At 67.0% G+C, this 17,557-nt stretch carries 20 protein-coding genes; 11 read left to right on the forward strand and 9 right to left on the reverse strand.

Annotated features, from left to right (window positions below):
• Positions 1-8: 8 nt before the first annotated feature.
• Both EV646_RS17635 and EV646_RS17640 read right to left on the reverse strand, forming a co-directional pair.
• On the reverse strand, positions 9-1,241 hold the full coding sequence (locus EV646_RS17635) for an RNA polymerase sigma factor (RefSeq protein ID WP_132149764.1): 1,233 nt from the start codon (positions 1,239-1,241) through the stop codon (positions 9-11).
• On the reverse strand, positions 1,238-1,591 hold the full coding sequence (locus EV646_RS17640; RefSeq protein ID WP_241996114.1) for a YciI family protein: 354 nt from the start codon (positions 1,589-1,591) through the stop codon (positions 1,238-1,240). Before EV646_RS17640 ends, EV646_RS17635 begins: the two co-directional genes overlap by 4 nt.
• A gap of 244 nt (positions 1,592-1,835) precedes the next feature.
• Here EV646_RS17640 and EV646_RS17645 point away from each other — a divergent pair, with 244 nt between their 5' ends.
• The 3 genes from EV646_RS17645 (at position 1,836) to EV646_RS17650 (ending at position 3,929) form a co-directional block, all read left to right on the forward strand.
• Positions 1,836-3,242: an MFS transporter gene (locus tag EV646_RS17645; RefSeq protein WP_132149768.1), complete on the forward strand. Its 1,407-nt coding sequence runs from the start codon at positions 1,836-1,838 to the stop codon at positions 3,240-3,242.
• A 105-nt stretch (positions 3,243-3,347) separates the two neighbouring features.
• Positions 3,348-3,503 carry a hypothetical protein gene (locus EV646_RS39345; protein WP_199237025.1) on the forward strand — a complete coding sequence of 52 codons (156 nt, stop codon included), beginning with the start codon at positions 3,348-3,350 and terminating at the stop codon, positions 3,501-3,503.
• Positions 3,504-3,587: 84 nt separating this feature from the next.
• Positions 3,588-3,929 (forward strand): YciI family protein, encoded by a 342-nt coding sequence (locus tag EV646_RS17650; RefSeq protein WP_132149770.1) that lies wholly within the window; start codon positions 3,588-3,590, stop codon positions 3,927-3,929.
• Here the strand turns inward: EV646_RS17650 and EV646_RS17655 are convergent.
• On the reverse strand, positions 3,919-4,794 hold the full coding sequence (locus EV646_RS17655; protein ID WP_241996104.1) for an enoyl-CoA hydratase/isomerase family protein: 876 nt from the start codon (positions 4,792-4,794) through the stop codon (positions 3,919-3,921). The two genes, EV646_RS17650 and EV646_RS17655, sit on opposite strands and share 11 nt — an antisense overlap.
• 274 nt (positions 4,795-5,068) lie before the next feature.
• On the opposite strand from EV646_RS17655, the gene EV646_RS17660 reads away from it, so the two are divergent.
• Entirely contained in the window at positions 5,069-5,944 is an 876-nt protein-coding gene (locus tag EV646_RS17660; RefSeq protein ID WP_241996106.1) for an SH3 domain-containing protein, read from the forward strand.
• A 51-nt stretch (positions 5,945-5,995) separates the two neighbouring features.
• Here the strand turns inward: EV646_RS17660 and EV646_RS17665 are convergent, their stop codons facing one another.
• On the reverse strand, positions 5,996-7,267 hold the full coding sequence (locus EV646_RS17665) for an FAD-binding oxidoreductase (protein WP_132149772.1): 1,272 nt from the start codon (positions 7,265-7,267) through the stop codon (positions 5,996-5,998).
• A 77-nt stretch (positions 7,268-7,344) separates the two neighbouring features.
• Positions 7,345-8,235, reverse strand: coding sequence for an RNA polymerase sigma factor SigJ (gene sigJ / locus EV646_RS17670; RefSeq protein WP_132149774.1), 891 nt, complete (start codon positions 8,233-8,235; stop codon positions 7,345-7,347).
• A gap of 123 nt (positions 8,236-8,358) precedes the next feature.
• Between sigJ and EV646_RS17675 the strand changes: the two genes are divergently transcribed.
• From EV646_RS17675 to EV646_RS17690, 4 genes are all read left to right on the forward strand, one after another.
• Positions 8,359-9,153 carry a glycoside hydrolase family 16 protein gene (locus EV646_RS17675; RefSeq protein WP_132149776.1) on the forward strand — a complete coding sequence of 265 codons (795 nt, stop codon included), beginning with the start codon at positions 8,359-8,361 and terminating at the stop codon, positions 9,151-9,153.
• Between the two features lie 140 nt (positions 9,154-9,293).
• The gene (gene trpD, locus EV646_RS17680; protein WP_132149778.1) at positions 9,294-10,331 is read left to right on the forward strand and encodes an anthranilate phosphoribosyltransferase; all 1,038 of its coding nucleotides are present in this window, start codon (positions 9,294-9,296) and stop codon (positions 10,329-10,331) included.
• Positions 10,318-11,220, forward strand: a complete 903-nt coding sequence (locus tag EV646_RS17685) for a sigma-70 family RNA polymerase sigma factor (protein ID WP_241996107.1) — start codon at positions 10,318-10,320, stop codon at positions 11,218-11,220. The genes trpD and EV646_RS17685 overlap by 14 nt, the downstream gene beginning before the upstream one ends.
• A gap of 55 nt (positions 11,221-11,275) precedes the next feature.
• A complete protein-coding gene (locus EV646_RS17690; RefSeq protein WP_132149782.1) occupies positions 11,276-12,040 on the forward strand; it encodes a YybH family protein in 765 nt (254 codons plus the stop codon).
• Here EV646_RS17690 and dapA read toward each other — a convergent pair.
• Positions 12,002-12,901: a 4-hydroxy-tetrahydrodipicolinate synthase gene (gene dapA / locus EV646_RS17695; RefSeq protein WP_132149784.1), complete on the reverse strand. Its 900-nt coding sequence runs from the start codon at positions 12,899-12,901 to the stop codon at positions 12,002-12,004. The genes EV646_RS17690 and dapA overlap by 39 nt on opposite strands.
• A gap of 71 nt (positions 12,902-12,972) precedes the next feature.
• Here dapA and EV646_RS17700 point away from each other — a divergent pair, with 71 nt between their 5' ends.
• Entirely contained in the window at positions 12,973-13,830 is an 858-nt protein-coding gene (locus EV646_RS17700) for a LysR family transcriptional regulator (protein ID WP_132149786.1), read from the forward strand.
• On the opposite strand, the gene EV646_RS17705 is transcribed toward EV646_RS17700, so the two are convergent.
• Positions 13,827-14,588 carry an alpha/beta fold hydrolase gene (locus EV646_RS17705; RefSeq protein ID WP_132149788.1) on the reverse strand — a complete coding sequence of 254 codons (762 nt, stop codon included), beginning with the start codon at positions 14,586-14,588 and terminating at the stop codon, positions 13,827-13,829. The genes EV646_RS17700 and EV646_RS17705 overlap by 4 nt on opposite strands.
• A gap of 653 nt (positions 14,589-15,241) precedes the next feature.
• Here EV646_RS17705 and EV646_RS17710 point away from each other — a divergent pair.
• Positions 15,242-15,601: a hypothetical protein gene (locus tag EV646_RS17710; RefSeq protein WP_132149790.1), complete on the forward strand. Its 360-nt coding sequence runs from the start codon at positions 15,242-15,244 to the stop codon at positions 15,599-15,601.
• Positions 15,602-15,724: 123 nt separating this feature from the next.
• On the opposite strand, the gene EV646_RS17715 is transcribed toward EV646_RS17710, so the two are convergent.
• Together EV646_RS17715 and EV646_RS17720 are read right to left on the reverse strand one after the other, a co-directional pair.
• On the reverse strand, positions 15,725-16,225 hold the full coding sequence (locus EV646_RS17715) for a hypothetical protein (protein ID WP_132149792.1): 501 nt from the start codon (positions 16,223-16,225) through the stop codon (positions 15,725-15,727).
• A gap of 226 nt (positions 16,226-16,451) precedes the next feature.
• Positions 16,452-16,742, reverse strand: a complete 291-nt coding sequence (locus EV646_RS17720; RefSeq protein ID WP_199237037.1) for a VOC family protein — start codon at positions 16,740-16,742, stop codon at positions 16,452-16,454.
• A 209-nt stretch (positions 16,743-16,951) separates the two neighbouring features.
• Between EV646_RS17720 and EV646_RS17725 the strand changes: the two genes are divergently transcribed.
• On the forward strand, positions 16,952-17,365 hold the full coding sequence (locus tag EV646_RS17725) for a GNAT family N-acetyltransferase (protein ID WP_132149794.1): 414 nt from the start codon (positions 16,952-16,954) through the stop codon (positions 17,363-17,365).
• The last annotated feature ends 192 nt before the right edge of the window (positions 17,366-17,557 follow it).

Below are 17,557 nucleotides of genomic sequence, written 5' to 3' on the forward strand. Positions count from 1 at the left end.
ATCGCGACTCAGGCCAGGCGCTCCGCCTTTGACTGCAGGTAGTCGCGCTCCGGCACACTCGTCGTACGACGGGCCGCCAGGAGGTAGCTCTCTCGCGCACCGGCCAGGTCGCCCGACATCTCCAGCAGATGCGCCCGTACCGCCTCCAGCCGGTGGTGGCCGGTCAGGCGGTCGTCCGACTCGAGTGGCTCCAGTACGGCGAGCCCTTCCTTCGGGCCGGTCGCCATAGCCACGGCCACCGCGTGGTTGAGCTTCACCATCGGGTTGTCCACCATGTGCTCGAGCACCTCGTACAGAGCGACGATCTGCCGCCAGTCCGTGTCCTCAGCCCGCTCGGCGGTGTCGTGAACCGCAGCGATTGCGGCCTGCACCTGGTACGGCCCCAGCTGCGTCCGCGACAGTGCGTCGGTGACCAGCGCCTCGCCCTCGACTACAGCTGCCTTATTCCACAGCGACCGGTCCTGCTCGGCCAGCGGGACCAGTGCGCCGTCCACACCCGTGCGAGCAGGTCTCCGTGCATCCGTCAGCAGCATGAGCGCCAGCAGACCGGCTACTTCGCCGTCGTCAGGCAGCAGCTTGCGCACGCCCCGCACTAGCCGGATGGCCTCGGTGGTGAGCTCCGCACTGTGCAGCGACGTACCGGACGAAGCTGTGTAGCCCTCGTTGAAGATCAGGTAGAGGACGTGCAGTACGGCGCTCATCCGCGCGTCCCGCTCCGCCTCCGGCGGCATCTCGAACGTACTGCCTGCCTGCTTGATACTGCGCTTCGCCCTGCTGATCCGCTGCGCCATCGTTGCCTCCGGCACCAGAAAGGCAGCGGCGATCTGCGCAGTCGTCAGACCGCCGACCGCACGCAGCGTCAGCGCGATCTGCGACGCCGGCGACAACGCCGGATGGCAGCACAGGAACAGCAAGGTCAGCGTGTCGTCCCGCCCGCCGGGATCGTCAATTTCAGGGCTCGAGGCAACAAATTCCTCCGGTACGGCGAGCTGCGCCGCATTCTCCTCGCGACGTCGCCGGGCCGACTCGCTGCGCAGGAGGTCGGTCAGCCGGCGCGACCCGACCCGGATCAGCCAGCCGCGCGGGTTGTCCGGCACACCCTCGGTCGGCCACTGCTGAGCGGCCGCGAGCAACGCCTCCTGGACCGCTTCCTCGGCCAGGTCGAAGTGGCCGTAGTGCCGCACCAGCGCACTGAGCACCTGCGGCGCCTGCTCACGGAGGAGGAGCTCGAAGTTACTCACATCTCCAGCCCGGACGTGTCCATCACCGGCCGCACCTCCACCGCGACGTACTTCGCGTCCGGCATCCGGGCCGCGTAGCCGATCGCCTGGTCGATGTCATCGCACTCGACCAGGTAGAAGCCGGCCAGGTGCTCCTTGGCCTCAGCGTACGGCCCGTCGGTGGTCGTGGTGGTGTCGTCGCGTACTGACACGGTCCGACTGGTGATGGGGTCCGCCAGCCCAGCCGCGCTGACCAGCAGCCCCTGCTCGCTCAGCTCACGGGTCAGGTCGTTGTGCGCGCGGGACAGGCCCTCGCGCTGCTCGGTGGACAGACTCGCCCAGCTCTCCGGGTTGCTGTAGATCAGCAGCATGTACTTCACGGGCACCATCCTGACGCTCGCGGAGGCCGGTGTGACCCCCTCTCACCCAGTACGTCGGAACAAACCCCTCCCCCTTCGACAGACCTCGCCCTGAGATCTTTCGAGGTCGAAACATCTTGAGTCGAACTTCGAGGGCGAAAAGTTTGCTGTCGAAATGTCGAGGTGGCCGCGGCAGGCCCGACGTCTCCCCCGAAGGACGCTCAGCCGGGGTGTCCCGCCGTACTGGAGGCGTCTGATGGTGACGGAGTCGAAGCGCTGGTTCGCACTGGCGCTGCTCTGCCTGACCGGGTTCATGATCATTCTGGACGCGTCGATCGTGCTGGTCGCAGTGCCGTCGATCGAACGTGAGCTGACCTTTTCCACTGGCGGAGTCCAGTGGGTGCCCAGCGGGTACGGGCTGATGTTCGGTGGACTACTACTGCTCGGCGGCCGGATCGCGGACCTGCTCGGCCGGCGGCGCGTGTTCATCGCCGGACTACTGCTCTTCGGTGCGTCCTCCCTGCTGTGCGGCTTCGCGTGGAGTGGTGACGCGCTGGTACTCGCGCGTGGCCTGCAGGGCGCGGCTGCCGCCGTACTGCTGCCGAGTGCGTTGTCGATCGTGATGACGACGTTCCCGGCCGGTCCGGATCGCAACAAGGCGCTGGGGATCTGGGGAGCGACCAGTGGGGTCGGCGGTACGGCGGGCTCCCTGATCGGTGGGCCTGTGACGGACGGGCTCGGCTGGCAGTGGATCTTCTTCATCAACGTGCCGGTGTGCCTGCTGGTCGTCGTACTGGCGCCGGTACTGCTACTGGACAGCCGTGGACCCGGACGGCGCGGTTTTGATGTCGCCGGGGCGATCACGGTTACCGCCGCACTGATTGCGCTCGTGTACGCCGTTGTCGAGGCTCCGGCGTCGTCGGTAGGCCGGACTGTCGTGTTGCTGCTGCTCTCGGCGTTGCTGTTCGGCCTGTTCGTGCTGGTGGAGCAGAGGTCGACCGCGCCGCTCGTACCGTTGCGGATCTTCCGCTCACGCGCTCTGGTCGGTGGCAACCTCATCACGATCAGCTGGGGTCTCACGGCGTTCGGGCTGAACTTCATCTACACCCAGTACGCCCAACTCGCGCTGGGCGTCTCCGCAGTCCGCTACGGCCTGATGTCCGCCGTACTCGCGGCTGCTGCGGTCGTCGCGTCCATGATCGGGCAGCACCTCGTCACCCGCTTCGGCCCGCGCCGCGTCGCGTTCGCCTCGCTCCTGGTGGCGGGCGCCGGTACGACGGTAATGACGAGGCTCACTGTCGACTCCAGCTACTTCGAGCTCGCCTTCTGGGGTCTGACGATCTTCGGCGCCGGTCTGGGTGCCGGCACAGTCGCGGGCTCCATCGCATCGCTCAGCGACGTGCCCAGTGAGGACTCCGGCGTCGCGTCGGGGCTCCAGAGCGCCAGCTTCCAGATCGGTGGTGCAGTCGGCATCGCACTGCTCTCCGCTATCGCCACAGCCAGTACGACGGGCTCCACGCCGGCTGCGTTGACCCACGGCTACCGGGTCGCGTTCCTGGCGGTGTGGGCCTGCATCGCGGTAGGTGTCGCGGGCTGTGGCTTGCTGATCAGCCGCAGCGCAGCCGACCGTCACCTCGAGGTGGTCAACGGCTCCGCACAGTAAGCGAAGGTCAAACGCATGAACGAGGTTCGCAGATGAATGAGTGGGGCACCGGATGCGCGTGGTCGTCATGCTTCCGCCCGGCGGCCCTAGGAAAAAGGAGGCTTCATGCTCATCCTCGGAGTGATCCTGCTGGTGCTCGGGCTCGTGTTCGGGGTCTCGATCCTGTGGACCCTCGGCATCATCGTGCTGCTGGTCGGAGCGGTGTTCTGGCTGCTCGGATCCACTGGCCGCCCAGTCGCCGGACGCAGGTACTGGTACTAGCCAGTCGCAAGAAACGCAGGGCCCCGCGCGCGCTCGCACACATCGCCGCGGGGTTCTGTCCGTCCCGGCCGCTACGGTGAGCCCATGAGGTACGTCGTGCTGATCTTCCGGGACTCCGATCGCGACTGGACCGCGGCGGACGACGATGGGCTGCGCAAGCTGATCACGCTCAAGGACGAGCTGGCAGCGAGCGGCGAACTCGTCAGTTCCGAAGGGCTGCTGCCACCGGACCGGGGCCGGATCGTGCAGATCCGGGACGGCGCTCGGGTTGTGACCGACGGTCCCTTCGTCGAGGCGAAGGAGCAGTTCGCCGGCTACTTCATGGTCGACGTCCCCGACGACGCCCGAGCCGAGGCGATCGCCGCCCAAGTCTCCACCGCAGTCAGCGACCGCGTAGAACTCCGCGGCACCTTGATCAGCGCCTGAAATTCCACGGAAAGCTCGGTGGGCGCTTCTCGAGGAAGGCGGCGATGCCTTCCGCCAGCTCGCCGGTGGCGATGGTTTCCTCGTAGCGTTCGGGAGCCGGACGATCGGCCAGCAGTGCGTTGACCGTCTCCTTCGCACAACGGATGGTCAGCTGCGACCGCGTCACCAGCGTCGCGGCGAAAGCCTCGACGTCCGCGTCCAACTCGGCCGGCTCAGCCACCCGATCGACCAGGCCTTTGAGCTCGGCCCGATCGGCGGTGAGGAGTTCTCCGCTGAAGAGCAGGTACTTGGTCGTCGCAGGGCCGACGAGATCGAGCAGCACCTTGATCGCCTCCGGCGGATAGACGACCCCGATCCTGGCCGGCGTCACCCCGAACATCGCGCCCCGCGCCGCGAACCGGAAGTCACAGTTCACCGCGATCTCCAGCCCGCCGCCGATGCAATGCCCCCGCACCACCGCGACCGTCGGCTTCGGGAACTCCCGCAACGCCGCCTGGGCCCGCAGGTTGAACACCCGCAGCTCCGCCATCGGGTCCGCGGGATCGGCACCCGAGATCAGTTCCCCGATGTCCGCCCCCGCGGAGAAGCTCGGCCCCGCGCCGGTGACCAGCAGCACTTTCACGATCTCGTCCTCGGCGAGCTCCGCGAGTACTCCCGGCAATGCCTCCCACATCGCTCGCGTCAGAGCGTTCCGCTTCTCGGCCCGATCGATCACCAGCCGGGCCACCACCCCACGCTCGACCCGAAACCCCAACTCGTCCACCCCCACACCCAACCAGCCCGAGCCCTTCCGCGCCGCCAGCTGCATCACACTCTGTGCACCACATCCGTACGGCGCCGCCCCCGCCGTACGGATCTCGTGCACAAAGTCGGACCTCAGGCGCGATCTGCCGACCAAGCGTTTGATCTCAGCGCCGTCTCATCCGGATATCGGGCAGATTACGGTCAACGGCCGCCTCGGATGTTCGTAATGCGTTAAGACTGGACCCCGATTCGAACCCGCGCCGTGATCTGTGCTTGACTCCTCCGGTCGATAACGGTTTGGTCTCGGCAGATTGGGTGATTCAGTGGCAGGACGGCATAGACAGGCGCGGCACCGCCAACCGCGCCGGATTCTGATTCAGCCAGGCATCGTCAAGGTGGCGATTCCCGGCGCGGCGGTGGCTTTGGTGGCCACCGGCTCCGCGGCCGCGCTTCCTGACCACCACGTACAACTCAACACCCCGATCGCCTCCTCCGCCATCGACCTGGCCCGGGACGCGAACACCAGCCGGGACGCCTACCGCCCCTCCCTCAACGTCACGCCGACTCCGGCACCCAAGACGACGGCGGCCCCGAAGCACCTGAAGAAGCAGGCGCCGATCCCGAAGCCGACCGCGGCGAAGACTCGCGCGGCGGCCGCGCTGCCACCGAAGATCACCGGCTCGAAGTACGCCACCACCGACCTGAACGTCTGGTCGCTGCCGGATCTGGCCGGCTCGCTGCTCACCGTCATCCCGAGCGGCACCAAGGTCTCCGTCACCGGCAAGGTCGATGGCATCTGGGCCCAGATCGTCCGCGACGGCAAGGTCCGCTGGGTCAAGTCGCAGTACCTGTCCGCCACCAAGCCGGTCGCGGCCGTCTCGGGCGCTATCTCCCAGGCGGCCTGCAAGTCCGGCTCGGCGGTTGAGGACGGCCTGACGCCGGATGCGATCCGCGTCCACCGCGCGGTGTGCGCGAAGTTCTCCGACATCACGTCGTACGGCGGACTGCGGGCGGGTGACAGCGGCTCCGAGCACTCGACCGGTCACGCGCTCGACATCATGGTCAGCGGCTCGGAAGGCGACGCGGTCGCCGCCTGGCTGAAGGCGAACTACAAGAAGCTCGGCATCAGCCAGCTGATCTGGTCGCAGCACATCTGGACCGTCCAGCGCAGCAGCGAAGGCTGGCGCGCGATGGAGGACCGCGGCAGCACCACCGCGAACCACTACGACCATGTGCACGTGACCGTCTACGGGAACTCCGGCACGGTCTGAGCAAACCTGAGCGACCCGGTCCCCTGCCCTCCTGAGGACCGGGTCGCTTTTCTATGGCCTGATGTTGGCGTTCAGGTGGAAGAAGTTGGTCGGGTCGTACGCCCGCTTGACCTCACGCAGCCGCTGCAGGTCGTCGGCGTCGTACGCCGTCTCCGCGCGGTCCGGGTCGCCGAGGAAGTTCACGAACGTCCGCCCGGAGTTCCGCAGGACGCCGGCCAGGTCGGGCACCTCGCGGTCGATGATCAGCGAGTACGTCGCCAGCCGGTGACCGACCGGTCCCGCGCCCGGACCCGGGTGAGCCATCGCGCCACCCCAGTGCCGGATCTCGACCGTCGGGACCTCGTCGTCCGGGAAGCTGGTCAGGGCGTCGATCACGTCGTCGCGCAGGACGTCGAGGAAGTCCAGGTAGCGGGCCGGCGTCCCGCCCATTGCGGCTTCGCCGTACTCGATCGTGCGCAGCTCGCCGGACAGTCGCGGGCCGGCGACCTCGAACAGCGGCTTGAGCAGGTGTTCGGCGAGGTCGGCGTCACCGGCGTACATGACCTTGATCGCGACCGAGCTCTTGGTGAGTACGACGGCTGTGCTCAGCTCGTTGGGGATCGTGGTCACCCAGTCGCGGTACCGACGCAGGATGTCGGCTGCGCGGTCGATGCCGTAGTGCACGATGCCGGCGTGGACCCGGCGGACCGGGTAGAGGCGGAACTCCAGTGAGGTGACGATGCCGAAGTTGCCGGTGCCGCCGCGGATCGCCCAGAACAGGTCCGGGTGGTGCTCGGCGCTCGCGGTGACGAACCGGCCGTCGGCGGTGACGACCTCGGCGCGGATGACGCTGTCGGCCGCGAAGCCGTACTTGCGGGCCAGCCAGCCGACGCCGCCGCCGAGCGTGTAGCCGGTGACGCCGACGTCCCGGCTCGAGCCGGAGAGCGGCGCGAGGCCGAACTGCCCGGCCGCGTCGATCACCGCACCCCAGCGAGCGCCCGGCGCGACCTTGGCGATCCGGCGCTCGGGGTCGATCAGCACCGACGTCATCGGCGTCGTCTTCAGCAGAATCCCGCCATCGGCCGGCACCCGCGTCCCATGCCCCGTCGCCTGCACCGCAACCGGCACGCCGTACTCGCGGGCTGTCCGCACCACCGCCTGTACGTCGGTCCGCCCGTACGCCTCGGCGACGACCAGCGGTCGCGAGTCCACAGTCGGAATCACCGACCGCCGCTGTACGTCGTACTCAACGTCCCCCGGCAGCCGAATCGCACCGTTGAACCCGGCACCCAGCAGCCCTGCCACCACATCTGTCGCAGCCGCACGCACAACCTGCGTCGTCATCCCAAGCTCCTCTCGCTTCTACAAACACGTCGAAGAAGCCAGGCGCTTATTGACACCCCCGCCAGGTTTTTTCTGGGTCAGGCGGCGAGCGGCAGGTGTTCGAGGCGGTTGAGGTCGGCGAGGATGTTGAGTTCGGTGATTTTGCCGTTGGTGATGGTGAGGCTCATGACGCCCATCAGGCGGCCGTTGACGACGGTGATGGCTCCCGGCATGCCGTTGATGAGGGCATGTTCGGTGTACGGCGCCATGCGGCTGAACATGAGGGCCTGCTCGACGACGGCCCGCGCGCCGCGGACCAGCTTCGAGATGGCCGGTCCGGCGAACTCGGCGGTCGCCGCACCGGCGTCCGCCCGCAGTACGACGTCTGGGTCAAGCAATGAGAGCAACGCCTCGAAGTCGCCGCCGCGCGAAGCGGCCATGAACGCCTCGACGATCTCGCGCTGCCGGCCGGGATCCCCGTCACCGGCTGGAGCGCCCTGCACCCGTCGCCGTGCCCGGCTCGCCAGCTGCCGCGTCGCCGCCGGCGACTTGTCCACAATGGCCGCGATCTCGTCGAAGCTCACCGCGAACAGGTCGTGCAGTACGAACGCGAGCCGTTCGGCCGGCGCCAGCGTCTCGAGTACGACGAGCATCGCCAGCCCGACGGCATCGGCCTGAACCGCCTCCTCCTCGGGACTCGGCGCGCCGTCCTCACGAGTGATGATCGGGTCCGGGACGAACGTGTCCAGGGAGTCCTCCCGGCGGGACTTCCGGCTGCGCAGCATGTCGAGACAGACCCGCGACACGACCGTCGTCAGCCAGCCGGCCAGGTTGCCGACGTCGCTCACGTCCGACCGGCTCAGCCGCAACCACGCCTCCTGTACGGCGTCCTCGGCCTCCGCGAGCGAACCCAGCATCCGGTACGCCACCGCGCGCAACTGCCCGCGATGCTGCTCGAACTGCCGCGCAAGCTGGTCGTGCTCGTCCACTGCCCACCCTCCCGTCGTGATCCGTCATCTCCTTGACGAATCCGGGCACCATGATGTGACACACCACCGACAGCCTCGATCCGCGGGTCCCGCGCGACGAGGCGCGGGGCTCATGATGGGGTCATGCCCGAGACTCGTGGTGATCTGGTGTTCGAGGACCAGTTCGACGGTCCGTCGCTGGACCTGTCCGTCTGGTCGCCGTACTACCTGCCGCACTGGAGTTCCCGCGCGGCGTCAGCGGCGACGTACTCGCTCAGCAACTCCTGTCTCACGCTGAGCATCCCAGGCGAGCAGGGCCTGTGGTGCGCGGGCGACCACAAGCCGGACCTGCGCGTGTCCGGGATCCAGTCCGGGAACTACTCCGGCCCGGTCGGCAGCACGGTCGGTCAGCAGCCGTACCGCGAAGGGCTCGTCGTCCGCGAGGAGCAGGAGCCGTTCTGGGGCTGGACGCCGAACGGCGGCTACCTCGAGCTGCGCGCCCGCGCCGAGATCAGCCCGCGCTCGATGGTCTCGCTGTGGATGGTCGGTCTGGAGGACCAGCCGGAGCGGTGCGGGGAGATCTGCGTGATGGAGGTGTTCGGCGACGCGATCGTCCCAGGCGAGTTCACCGCGGTCGGCATGGGCCTGAAGACCATCCGCGACCCGGCCGTGCCGCAGGACTTCGAGGCGGTTCGCCTCCCGATCGACCTGGCCGAATTCCACACGTACTCCGTCCAGTGGACCTCGGGCGAGGCGTCGTTCTTCGTCGACGGCGCCCCGATCCGCAGTTGCTCAGGCGCCCCGTCGTACCCCCTGCAGCTCATGCTGGCGGTGTTCGACTTCCCCTACCGCAGTGTCGGTGGCGATGACGAGCTGGTGCCTCGTTTCATCATCGACCACATCCGTGGCTGGAACGTTGCGGAGGAGCTGGTCGCCTGAGTATGTTCACTGCCATGTACTCGCGCGTGACCAGCTGGTGGGCCGTCGACTAGACGGTCCTGCTTCCGCGCGTAACCACCCGGCCGTCTCCTGCGAGGCGGCCGTTTCCTCGTGGGCGGCCCCTACCCCGAGGATTGCCGATGGCAACAACACTCCGGACCTGGTCCGGGCTGATCTCCGCGCTTCTGGCCGGCTCCGACCTGACGGCTGCGGACGCCGGGTGGGCGATGGACCAGCTGGTGATGGGCGAGGTGTCGCCGGCCCAGATCTCCGGCTTCCTGATCGCCTTACGCGCCAAGGGCGAGACAGCCGAGGAGATCGCCGGCCTTGCTTCAGTACTGCGTTCGCACGCCACGCCGGTGCGGATAGCTGGACCGTTCGTGGACATCGTGGGGACGGGTGGCGACCGTACTGGCGCGGTGAACATCTCCACGATGGCAGCCGTCGTCGTAGCGGCTACTGGCGTCACTGTGGTGAAGCATGGTGGACGCGCGGCGTCCTCCACCGCTGGCGGCTCTGCCGACCTGGTGGAGCACTTGGGCGTGCCGCTCGACCTGACCGCTGTTGAGGCGGCTAGGTCTGCTGCGGCCGTTGGGATCACGTATCTGTTCGCTCCACGCTTCAACCCGGCGTTGCACCACGTTGCCGTGGTACGGCGCGAGCTCGCCGTACCGACGGCGTTCAACGTGCTCGGGCCGCTGATCAACCCAGCGGACCCTTCGTGTCAGCTGGTTGGGGTTGCTGACCCTCGCATGCTTCCTGTGATCGCTGGAGCGCTGGCTACGCGTGGCGGGTCCGCACTGGTGGTGGGTGGCGACGACGGGTTGGACAAGCTGACGACGACCGGTCTGTCTCGCGTGTGGGTGGTGCATGCCGGCTCGGCCTCGCAGGTAGTGTTCGATCCGCGGTCACTCGGGTTGGCGCCTGTTTCGTTGGCTGAGCTACGTGGTGGTGATGCTGCGTTCAATGCGCGCGTGCTGCGTGGTGTGGTCGACGGACAGCTGGGGCCGGTGCGGGACGTCGTACTGCTGAATGCTGCGGCAGCTCTGGTGACGCTTGAGCTTGGTCGTGGGGTGCTGCTCGAGCAGATGGCCGAGTGTCTGGAGCGGTGCCGCGAGGCCGTGGACAGTGGGAGAGCAGCGGCAACTCTGCAACGCTGGGCGCGTGGAGTCCTTTGACGAGTTGGTGGAGCGGTGGCGCGGGGAACTGCATGCCCACTGCTACCGGATGCTCGGGTCTGACGCTGACGCGGAGGACGCCGTACAGGAGACGCTGGTCCGCGCGTGGAAAGGACTGAGTGGGTACGAGGACCGCGGATCTCTCCGTGCGTGGCTGTACAAGATCGCCACGAACCGGTGCCTCACAGCCATCGAGCGGCGTCGGGAGCAGCCCGTCGATCTGGAGCCGCTGTGGCTTGAGCCCTATCCGCCAAGCCGACTCGAATGGACGGCCGAGCTGAGCCCGGAGGCGCGGGTCATTGCGCTGGAGTCGGTGGAGCTGGCGTTTGTTGCGTCTCTGCAGCACCTGTCGGCGTTGCAGCGCGCGGTGTTGCTGCTGCGCGACGTACTGGCGTTTGCAGCGCGTGAGGTGGCGGAGTTGCTGGACACGTCGGTTGCTGCGGTCAACAGCGCGCTGCAGCGAGCCCGAGCGGTAGTGAGCTCGCTGGGGCCCAGTCAGCAGACGACGCTGCGGGCGCTGGGTGACTCTGGTGAGCGGGACCTGGTACGGCGGTACATGGCTGCATGGGAGTCGGGTGACGTGGACGCGATCGTGGCGATGCTGGCGGAGGACGCTCGGTACTCGATGCCTCCGCTGCCGCAGTGGTTCTCCGGTCGCTCGGCTATTCGTGACTTCCTGGTGGACGGGCCGCTGCGGGATCGCTGGCGGTTCTTGCCGGCGCGGGCGAACGGGCAGCTCGCGTTCGGGACGTATCTGTTGTCCGGCGATCGTTATGTGCCGGGCGGTCTGGATGTGGTGGTGCTGCGGGGGTCATCGATCGCCTCTGTTGTCTCGTTCCTCGAGGCGGACTTCCCGTCGTTCGGACTGCCGTCTGAGCTTGCGCGATGAGTTTCCGTCCCACGCCGGGTTCTACCGGTGACGCTTCCTTCGAGAGGACGGAAAGATGCAGGAGATTCGCACGCTCATCGAGAATTGGGTGACCGCAGTCCACGAGGGCGACCTCGACACGGTGCTGGCCGACCACGCCCCGGACATCGTGATGTTCGACGTACCTCCGCCGTACGACGGAGTGCGCGGACTCGACGCTTATCGCTCGACCTGGCCGGGGTTCTTCGAGTGGCAGCGCTCGGGCGCGGTGTTCGAACTGGAGTCGCTCGAGGTGGTCGAGGGCTCGGACGTTGCCTTCGCTTATGCGTTGCTGCTGTGTGGGACGGCCAACGAGCTCAAGGAGAATCCGGCCCTGCGGTTGCGGCTGACGCTCGGTCTGCAGCGGCTGGGCGGCCGCTGGATCGTCGTACACGAACACCACTCGTTCCCGCACGACGACGTACCGCCGGCTGTCGCGTCGGACGAGATCCGTTCGCTGATGCACGAATGGACGGACCGGACCACCGCCCGCGACCTCGATGCTCTGATGGAACCCATCGCCGACGAGGTCGTCTCCTACGAGCTCGACGGTGAGTACGTCGGCAAATCAGCGGTCCGCGAGGTCTGCAAGTCCGGCCTCGAATCCACCACCGAGCCCATCACTTTCACCACTCCCGACGTGACCATCACCGCCTCCGGCAACCTCGCCATCGCCTGGGGCCACGACCACATCGCAGCCAGCGAGCGCACCTCAACCTTCCGCTCCACCCGAGTCTTCAACCACACTCCGACCGGCTGGCAGCTAATCCACCAACACCTCTCCCAGCCGTCCGGCACCTGAATGGCCGAGGGCGGTCTTAGTGGCTGATGGGGTTGCGGCGAGGAGCGGTAGGCGGACGTGGGGGCTGGGGATGCGGCCGCGAGCTGCCAGGACTGCCTTGATGACGGCGGGGTTGGGCTCGGCGAAGAGTGCGCGGGTCAAGGGGACGAGCTGGTTGTTGAGACGGCGCGCGTGGTCGAGCGCGCCGTCTCGCCATGCGTTGACGAGGTCGGCGTACGCGCGCGTAGCGACATTGGCGGACGCCAGGATCGCCCCGCTCGCACCGATCGCCAGCAGCGGACCGGTGTAGAGGTCGTCACCGGCGAGAACCGCGACATCGGTCGGCAGGCTGCTCATGAACTCGACGGTGGTGTCGTCGATGCCACCGACCGCGTGCTTGAACCCGGCAACATTCGGCAGCTGCGCAAGTCGGCGGAGGGTGTCGGCGCCCAACGACCGGCCAGTCCGATACGGGACGTTGTAGACCAGCAACGGAACCGGACTGGCCGCCGCGAGTCGGCGGAAATGCTCGACGACTCCGTCCTCGGACGGGCGGTTGTAGTACGGGACGACGGTCAGAGCGGCGGTGGCTCGGGGATCGAGCTCGGCGAGCATGTCGACCGAGCTCGTGGTCGAGTTCGACCCGGTGCCGACAATCAACTGCGCATCGCGCTGTACGCACACCCCGGCACAGATGTCGACAATCCGACGACGCTCCGCGGCCGTCAGTGTCGCCGGCTCGCCAGTCGTGCCCAAGGCAACGATCCCCGCCGCGCCATCATCGAGTACGGCGTACGCGAGTGCCTCTAACGACTCGTAAGCGACCTCATCGGCGGCGGTGAACGGCGTGACCAGCGGAACGAAGAGACCTGTGAGCGACATGTCTCGACGATCCCTGAAGCCCGCTGTTCAGGTCCAGTTCGCATTACTGTTGTCGAGCGTAAGGTGACCTTATGCTCGACGTACGCAAACTCCGGCTCCTCCGTGAGTTGTCCCATCGCGGAACGATCGCGGCTGTCGCCGAGGCGCTCGCCTACACGCCGTCGGCGGTGTCGCAGCAGCTCACCGCCCTCGAACGCGAGACCGGCGTACCGCTGCTGGAACGTACCGGCCGGCGCGTGAAGCTGACCCCGGCGGCTGTCCGGCTCGTCGAACGTACCGAGTCGGTGCTCGCGATACTGCACGAAGCGGCCGCTGAACTGGCATCGACAGCTCTCACCGGCACCCTGCGCATCGGCGTCTTCCCCACAGCGGTGTCGACAATCCTGACGCCCGCCGTCGTCGCGCTGAGCACCGACCACCCTGGACTGGATCTGATGGTCACCGAACTGGATCCAGCGTCAGTGCCGAACGCCCTCCGCGAGGAACGTCTCGACATCGCGCTGGTCCAGGAATACGACTACGTGCCGGTCGCGACCGATCCGGGTCTGCAGACCGAGCCGCTGCTGGAAGAGACCGTTCATCTCGCCGCACTGACCGCTGAGCCATTGACCGCCCGGCGTGATTCCGCCTGGATTGCCGGCACCCCTGGCACGCTGTGCCACACCTTGACGATCAGGGCCTGCGAGGCGGCTGGATTCGCGCCGCGCATCCGCCATCACGCCGACGACTTCGGCGCCGTACTCGCGTTGGTGGCAGCCGGCCAAGGCGTCGCCTTCGTACCCGATCTGGGCGCCGTCGCGCCGCCCGCCGCCGTCGTCTTGACCCCACTGCCCATCCGGCGCAGAACGCATCTGGCCTACCGCCGCGGCATGGGCAACCATCCAGCGATCGCGGTCGCGCGCGCCGCCCTGCACAACGCCGCCGGCTAGATCGCCATCCGCAGGATGGTTTCGGCCACCAAGTCTGGGCTGCGCAGGCTCGGCAGGTGGTCGGCACCGGGGATCCAGATGAACTCACAGCCGGGGATCCGCGCCGCCGCAGCCCCAGCCACTGCAGCCAGAATCGGACGGTCCTTGTCGCCCACCATCACCACCGACGGCAGCTGCAACTCACCCAACCGGTCGTACACCGGCTGGTCCTTCCTCATGTACTTCTCCTGCTCCAGCCACGCCGGCGCCGCCGCCTCCAGCTGAGCCACCGCCGCCTCATCCGCACCAGCAGCCGCCCACAACCGCAACCCGAACTGCACCAGCCCGTCGATGTCCCGCTTGTTGGCGAGTACGTCGTACTCCGCCTCGATCTCAGGCTCCTCAGGCCACGGGAACCCACTCACTCCAGGAGCTAGCAACACCAGCGACCGCACGCGCGCCGGATCCTGGAGCGCAAGGCCGAGCGCCGTATCCCCGCCCATGCTGCTCCCGACCAACACCACCTGCTCGAGCCCCAGCTGATCCAGCACACTCACCAGGTCATCCAGCAACGAGAACTCACCGGTCGGCGGCGCAGACCGCCCATACCCCCGTACGTCGTATCGCACCACCCGATGCCGCCCCTCCAACCGCGGCATCACCGGATCCCACACTCGCGAGTCCCCCACCCCCGGATGCAGCAACACCACAGGCACCCCAGGCCCCGCCAAATGCTCGGCCCACAACTCCCCCCGCCCCACCGGCACCCGCATCTCCATCCCCCCACTCTGCCAGCCCCAAAAAGAAACAGGTGAACCCACAAACCGTGGGTCCACCTGTCCCAGCCAGAAAGCGGGGCTGTGGGATTCGAACCCACGATGACGGTCACCCGCCATACCGATTTTCAAGGCCAAGGCGTCCGAACACTCCAAATGTGGCCCTGACCTGCGCAGACGCCACATCGCGAAGCTACAGCAACTCGCACGTCTGCACGTATTTTGCACGGCCGCCTGAAAACGTGCCCGTGAAGGGTGACTCAGCACCGGTTGGTCCGTCCCCCTGGCCGCTCGATTGTCCAGCAGCCAGCGGCCCGGCTCGATCCGTCCCGCTGTGTGATCCGCCAACTGATGCGCGACAGGCTAGAAGAATCTGCCTCCACATGTCGGAGCAACGCACGGATCTGCCGATGAGCGGGCGGCCTATCGTGCGTCCTTTCGCCCAGAGTGCTGTCCTGATGAGCCACAGTCCCGATCTGGTGAGTGACATGGCGGTACCCGCATGGACCGGCCCGCTGCGGCCCGCGACGAACGTTCGTGCTCATCGTGGTGCCAGGCCCGACAGGCGCTGAGTCACGGACTCATGAGTCTCGCCCGCGAGTCGACCTGAGGCCATTGTCATCTACCCACCAATAGCCTCCGCGTACCTCGGGAAGTTGGCCGGCGAGCAATTGGTCCAGCGCAGCCAGACCCTCGCGAACCCAGGCACCACGCGCCGCAGGTGGGTCGATTGGTGGGGCGATGTCGACAACGGCACGATGCAGGAAGGCGGGATCTGTAACTTCTACGACGGCGTCGCTGGCGAGGCGGCCCTGGATGGGCGGAATCGCCGCATGGATGAGTTCGACAATGTGATCGTTTGTCACGTGGTCGTCCAGCGCTGCGTCCACGGCACCCGTGACACCGAGAGCAGCGTTCAGCGCCCATCGGTTCAACAAGGCGTCGAGTTCAGGTTCGCTCGTGGTCACCGGGTCAAGCTCAGCCACGAGCAGCGCAAGGACGACCCTCACCACTGAATCGCGAGTCCAGAACGACTGCCCACGGAAATCGACCTTGCTCGTGCCCATGGCAGGAGACTAGGACGCCACGAGACCATCCTTTCTATGCCGCAGGTGGGAAGGCCCGTCGCGCGCCCGGCATCAACGCCTCCGCTTGCGCCACTGCTTCAGCGGCACGAGCGCGTCCTGGCCGATGGCGCGACCCACGACTGACGTCTGATCCGGCGTCAAAGCAGCCACGATGGATTCTGCGGTGTCTGAGAGTGCAGCAATCTGCTGTGTATCGTCGCTCCATGCCGAGGCGTCGTAGGCGTAGGGCGCAACGATCACGAAGGCTTCCCAGGCCCGGTCAGTCTTGGGCACCCTGCCGGTTCGCCGATAGAGCGCGTCTTCGCCCCTAGACGGATCCTTGAGGGAGCTGAGGAAAGCGGCGGCTTCACGCACGTCGCCCGGCCAGTTCCAGGCCGACGCCAACGGGATGTCGGTCTCGAAGGAGGCGACGTCTTCAGCTGTCACGGATAGAACGAGGCGGCAGGCATAGATGCGCTCACTGTCTCCACGATCGCCTGTATCGACCACGTACTCAGTCCGTTCGGGCACCACCACATGATGCCGTGCCGTGCCGTGCCAACGCGCGGCCATGCCGCGACCTGCGCGCTCATGCCGAATTGAGGAAGTTGCTCAGCGGACTCGGGTCCCTCTCGGCCTGCGGCCAGAAAATTTGTGGCTCCGATGCCGTCAGGCCATGATCGGTTGGGAGTTTGCGCGCGGACCTGCTCCAATTGATCGAGGAGTCATCGGCCCCGCTCGTGGTATATCGCGGCCCCGAGAGCGAGCGGCCTGACCAGCGGATCCACATCGAGCTGGCCTATCCCGCCGTACCTGAGGTCGTCGGCGGAACGAAGACGCAGAACTCGTTTCCTTCTGGGTCAGCGAGAACGAACCAACGGAAGCCGTGTTCAGTGAGTTCGTTGGAGAGCCGCCGCGCGCCCAGCTGCTCCAATTTCTGCACCTCGGCTGGCAAGTCCTCCACTCGGAGGTCGAGGTGCATTCGATTCTTGCCCTGCTTGACTTCCGGAACTCCCTGCAACAGCAGCGTCGGTGCTGAGCTGGGCGTGGTCAGGCTGAGATACGGCGGGTGCGTCGAAGGCCCGTCGATACCCCAGTGGTCTCAGCACGTCCAGCCAGAATCCTGCTTGAGCTTCGGTGTCGATGCAGTCGAGTGTCACGACGATTTCCATCCCGGAACCGTACGCAACAGGGTCAGCCGCCGCGACCAGACTTTCTGTTGCGCCCACGCACCGTACGCGACTCGGCGGCCTGCTGGCACAGACCCTGTGTCCGTCGCGAGGATGAAACGATAGTCCGATGCCTGAGTACACACGGTTTGTGGCCGCACATCTCGACGGGGTACTTCGACTCTGCACCAATGAAGGCTGGCCGTCGTTCCCCGCGAACCCGGCGCGTGCCATGAGAGTGCTGACGGCCCCCGGCGTGACCACGGTCGTCGCGCTTGATGACGGGGACGTGATTGGGTTCGCTGAGCTCTTCAGCGATGGAGAACTGCAGGCGTACCTCGCCAACATGGTGGTCGACGAGACTCGCCGCGGCGAGGGGATCGGCCGTGCCATGGTCAACGAGGCTCTGCGCCTTGCCGGCGGGGAGCGAATAGATCTGCTCAGTCAGGACGATGCCACCGACTTCTACCGAACATTCCCTCACTTCGAGAAACCTGGCTTCCGCCTCTACCCGCTCTATCAAGACAGCACCGAAGCAAGCTGACGGCGAACCACGGCACCGCAGTGGCGACTGGGTCTGGAGCGGTCTGGCACGAGTTGGTCCCCGCCAGCTCCGAGTACCGCGCTGCTGCGGTAGCGCAGCAAACGCACTCACATGCCGCATTCCGCTCATGCCGCGATGCGCGCTCATGCCGATGAGCGCGCTTTGCCATCCTGCCGATCACAGAGCATCGAG

Origin of the sequence: Kribbella antiqua (assembly GCF_004345665.1) — a bacterium.
In the GTDB taxonomy this organism is placed as follows: Bacteria; Actinomycetota; Actinomycetes; order Propionibacteriales; family Kribbellaceae; genus Kribbella; species Kribbella antiqua.

Excerpts from the sequence above, each read along its gene's own strand:
- trpD (WP_132149778.1), top strand. The coding sequence starts at position 9,294 with ATGGCAACAACACTCCGGACCTGGTCCGGGCTGATCTCCGCGCTTCTG.
- EV646_RS17675 (WP_132149776.1), top strand. The coding sequence starts at position 8,359 with ATGCCCGAGACTCGTGGTGATCTGGTGTTCGAGGACCAGTTCGACGGT.
- EV646_RS17725 (WP_132149794.1), top strand. The coding sequence starts at position 16,952 with ATGCCTGAGTACACACGGTTTGTGGCCGCACATCTCGACGGGGTACTT.
- EV646_RS39345 (WP_199237025.1), top strand. The coding sequence starts at position 3,348 with ATGCTCATCCTCGGAGTGATCCTGCTGGTGCTCGGGCTCGTGTTCGGG.
- EV646_RS17650 (WP_132149770.1), top strand. The coding sequence starts at position 3,588 with ATGAGGTACGTCGTGCTGATCTTCCGGGACTCCGATCGCGACTGGACC.
- dapA (WP_132149784.1), bottom strand. The coding sequence starts at position 12,901 with ATGTCGCTCACAGGTCTCTTCGTTCCGCTGGTCACGCCGTTCACCGCC.
- EV646_RS17705 (WP_132149788.1), bottom strand. The coding sequence starts at position 14,588 with ATGGAGATGCGGGTGCCGGTGGGGCGGGGGGAGTTGTGGGCCGAGCAT.
- EV646_RS17690 (WP_132149782.1), top strand. The coding sequence starts at position 11,276 with ATGCAGGAGATTCGCACGCTCATCGAGAATTGGGTGACCGCAGTCCAC.
- EV646_RS17700 (WP_132149786.1), top strand. The coding sequence starts at position 12,973 with ATGCTCGACGTACGCAAACTCCGGCTCCTCCGTGAGTTGTCCCATCGC.
- EV646_RS17640 (WP_241996114.1), bottom strand. The coding sequence starts at position 1,591 with ATGCTGCTGATCTACAGCAACCCGGAGAGCTGGGCGAGTCTGTCCACC.
- EV646_RS17665 (WP_132149772.1), bottom strand. The coding sequence starts at position 7,267 with ATGACGACGCAGGTTGTGCGTGCGGCTGCGACAGATGTGGTGGCAGGG.
- EV646_RS17645 (WP_132149768.1), top strand. The coding sequence starts at position 1,836 with ATGGTGACGGAGTCGAAGCGCTGGTTCGCACTGGCGCTGCTCTGCCTG.
- EV646_RS17715 (WP_132149792.1), bottom strand. The coding sequence starts at position 16,225 with ATGGCCGCGCGTTGGCACGGCACGGCACGGCATCATGTGGTGGTGCCC.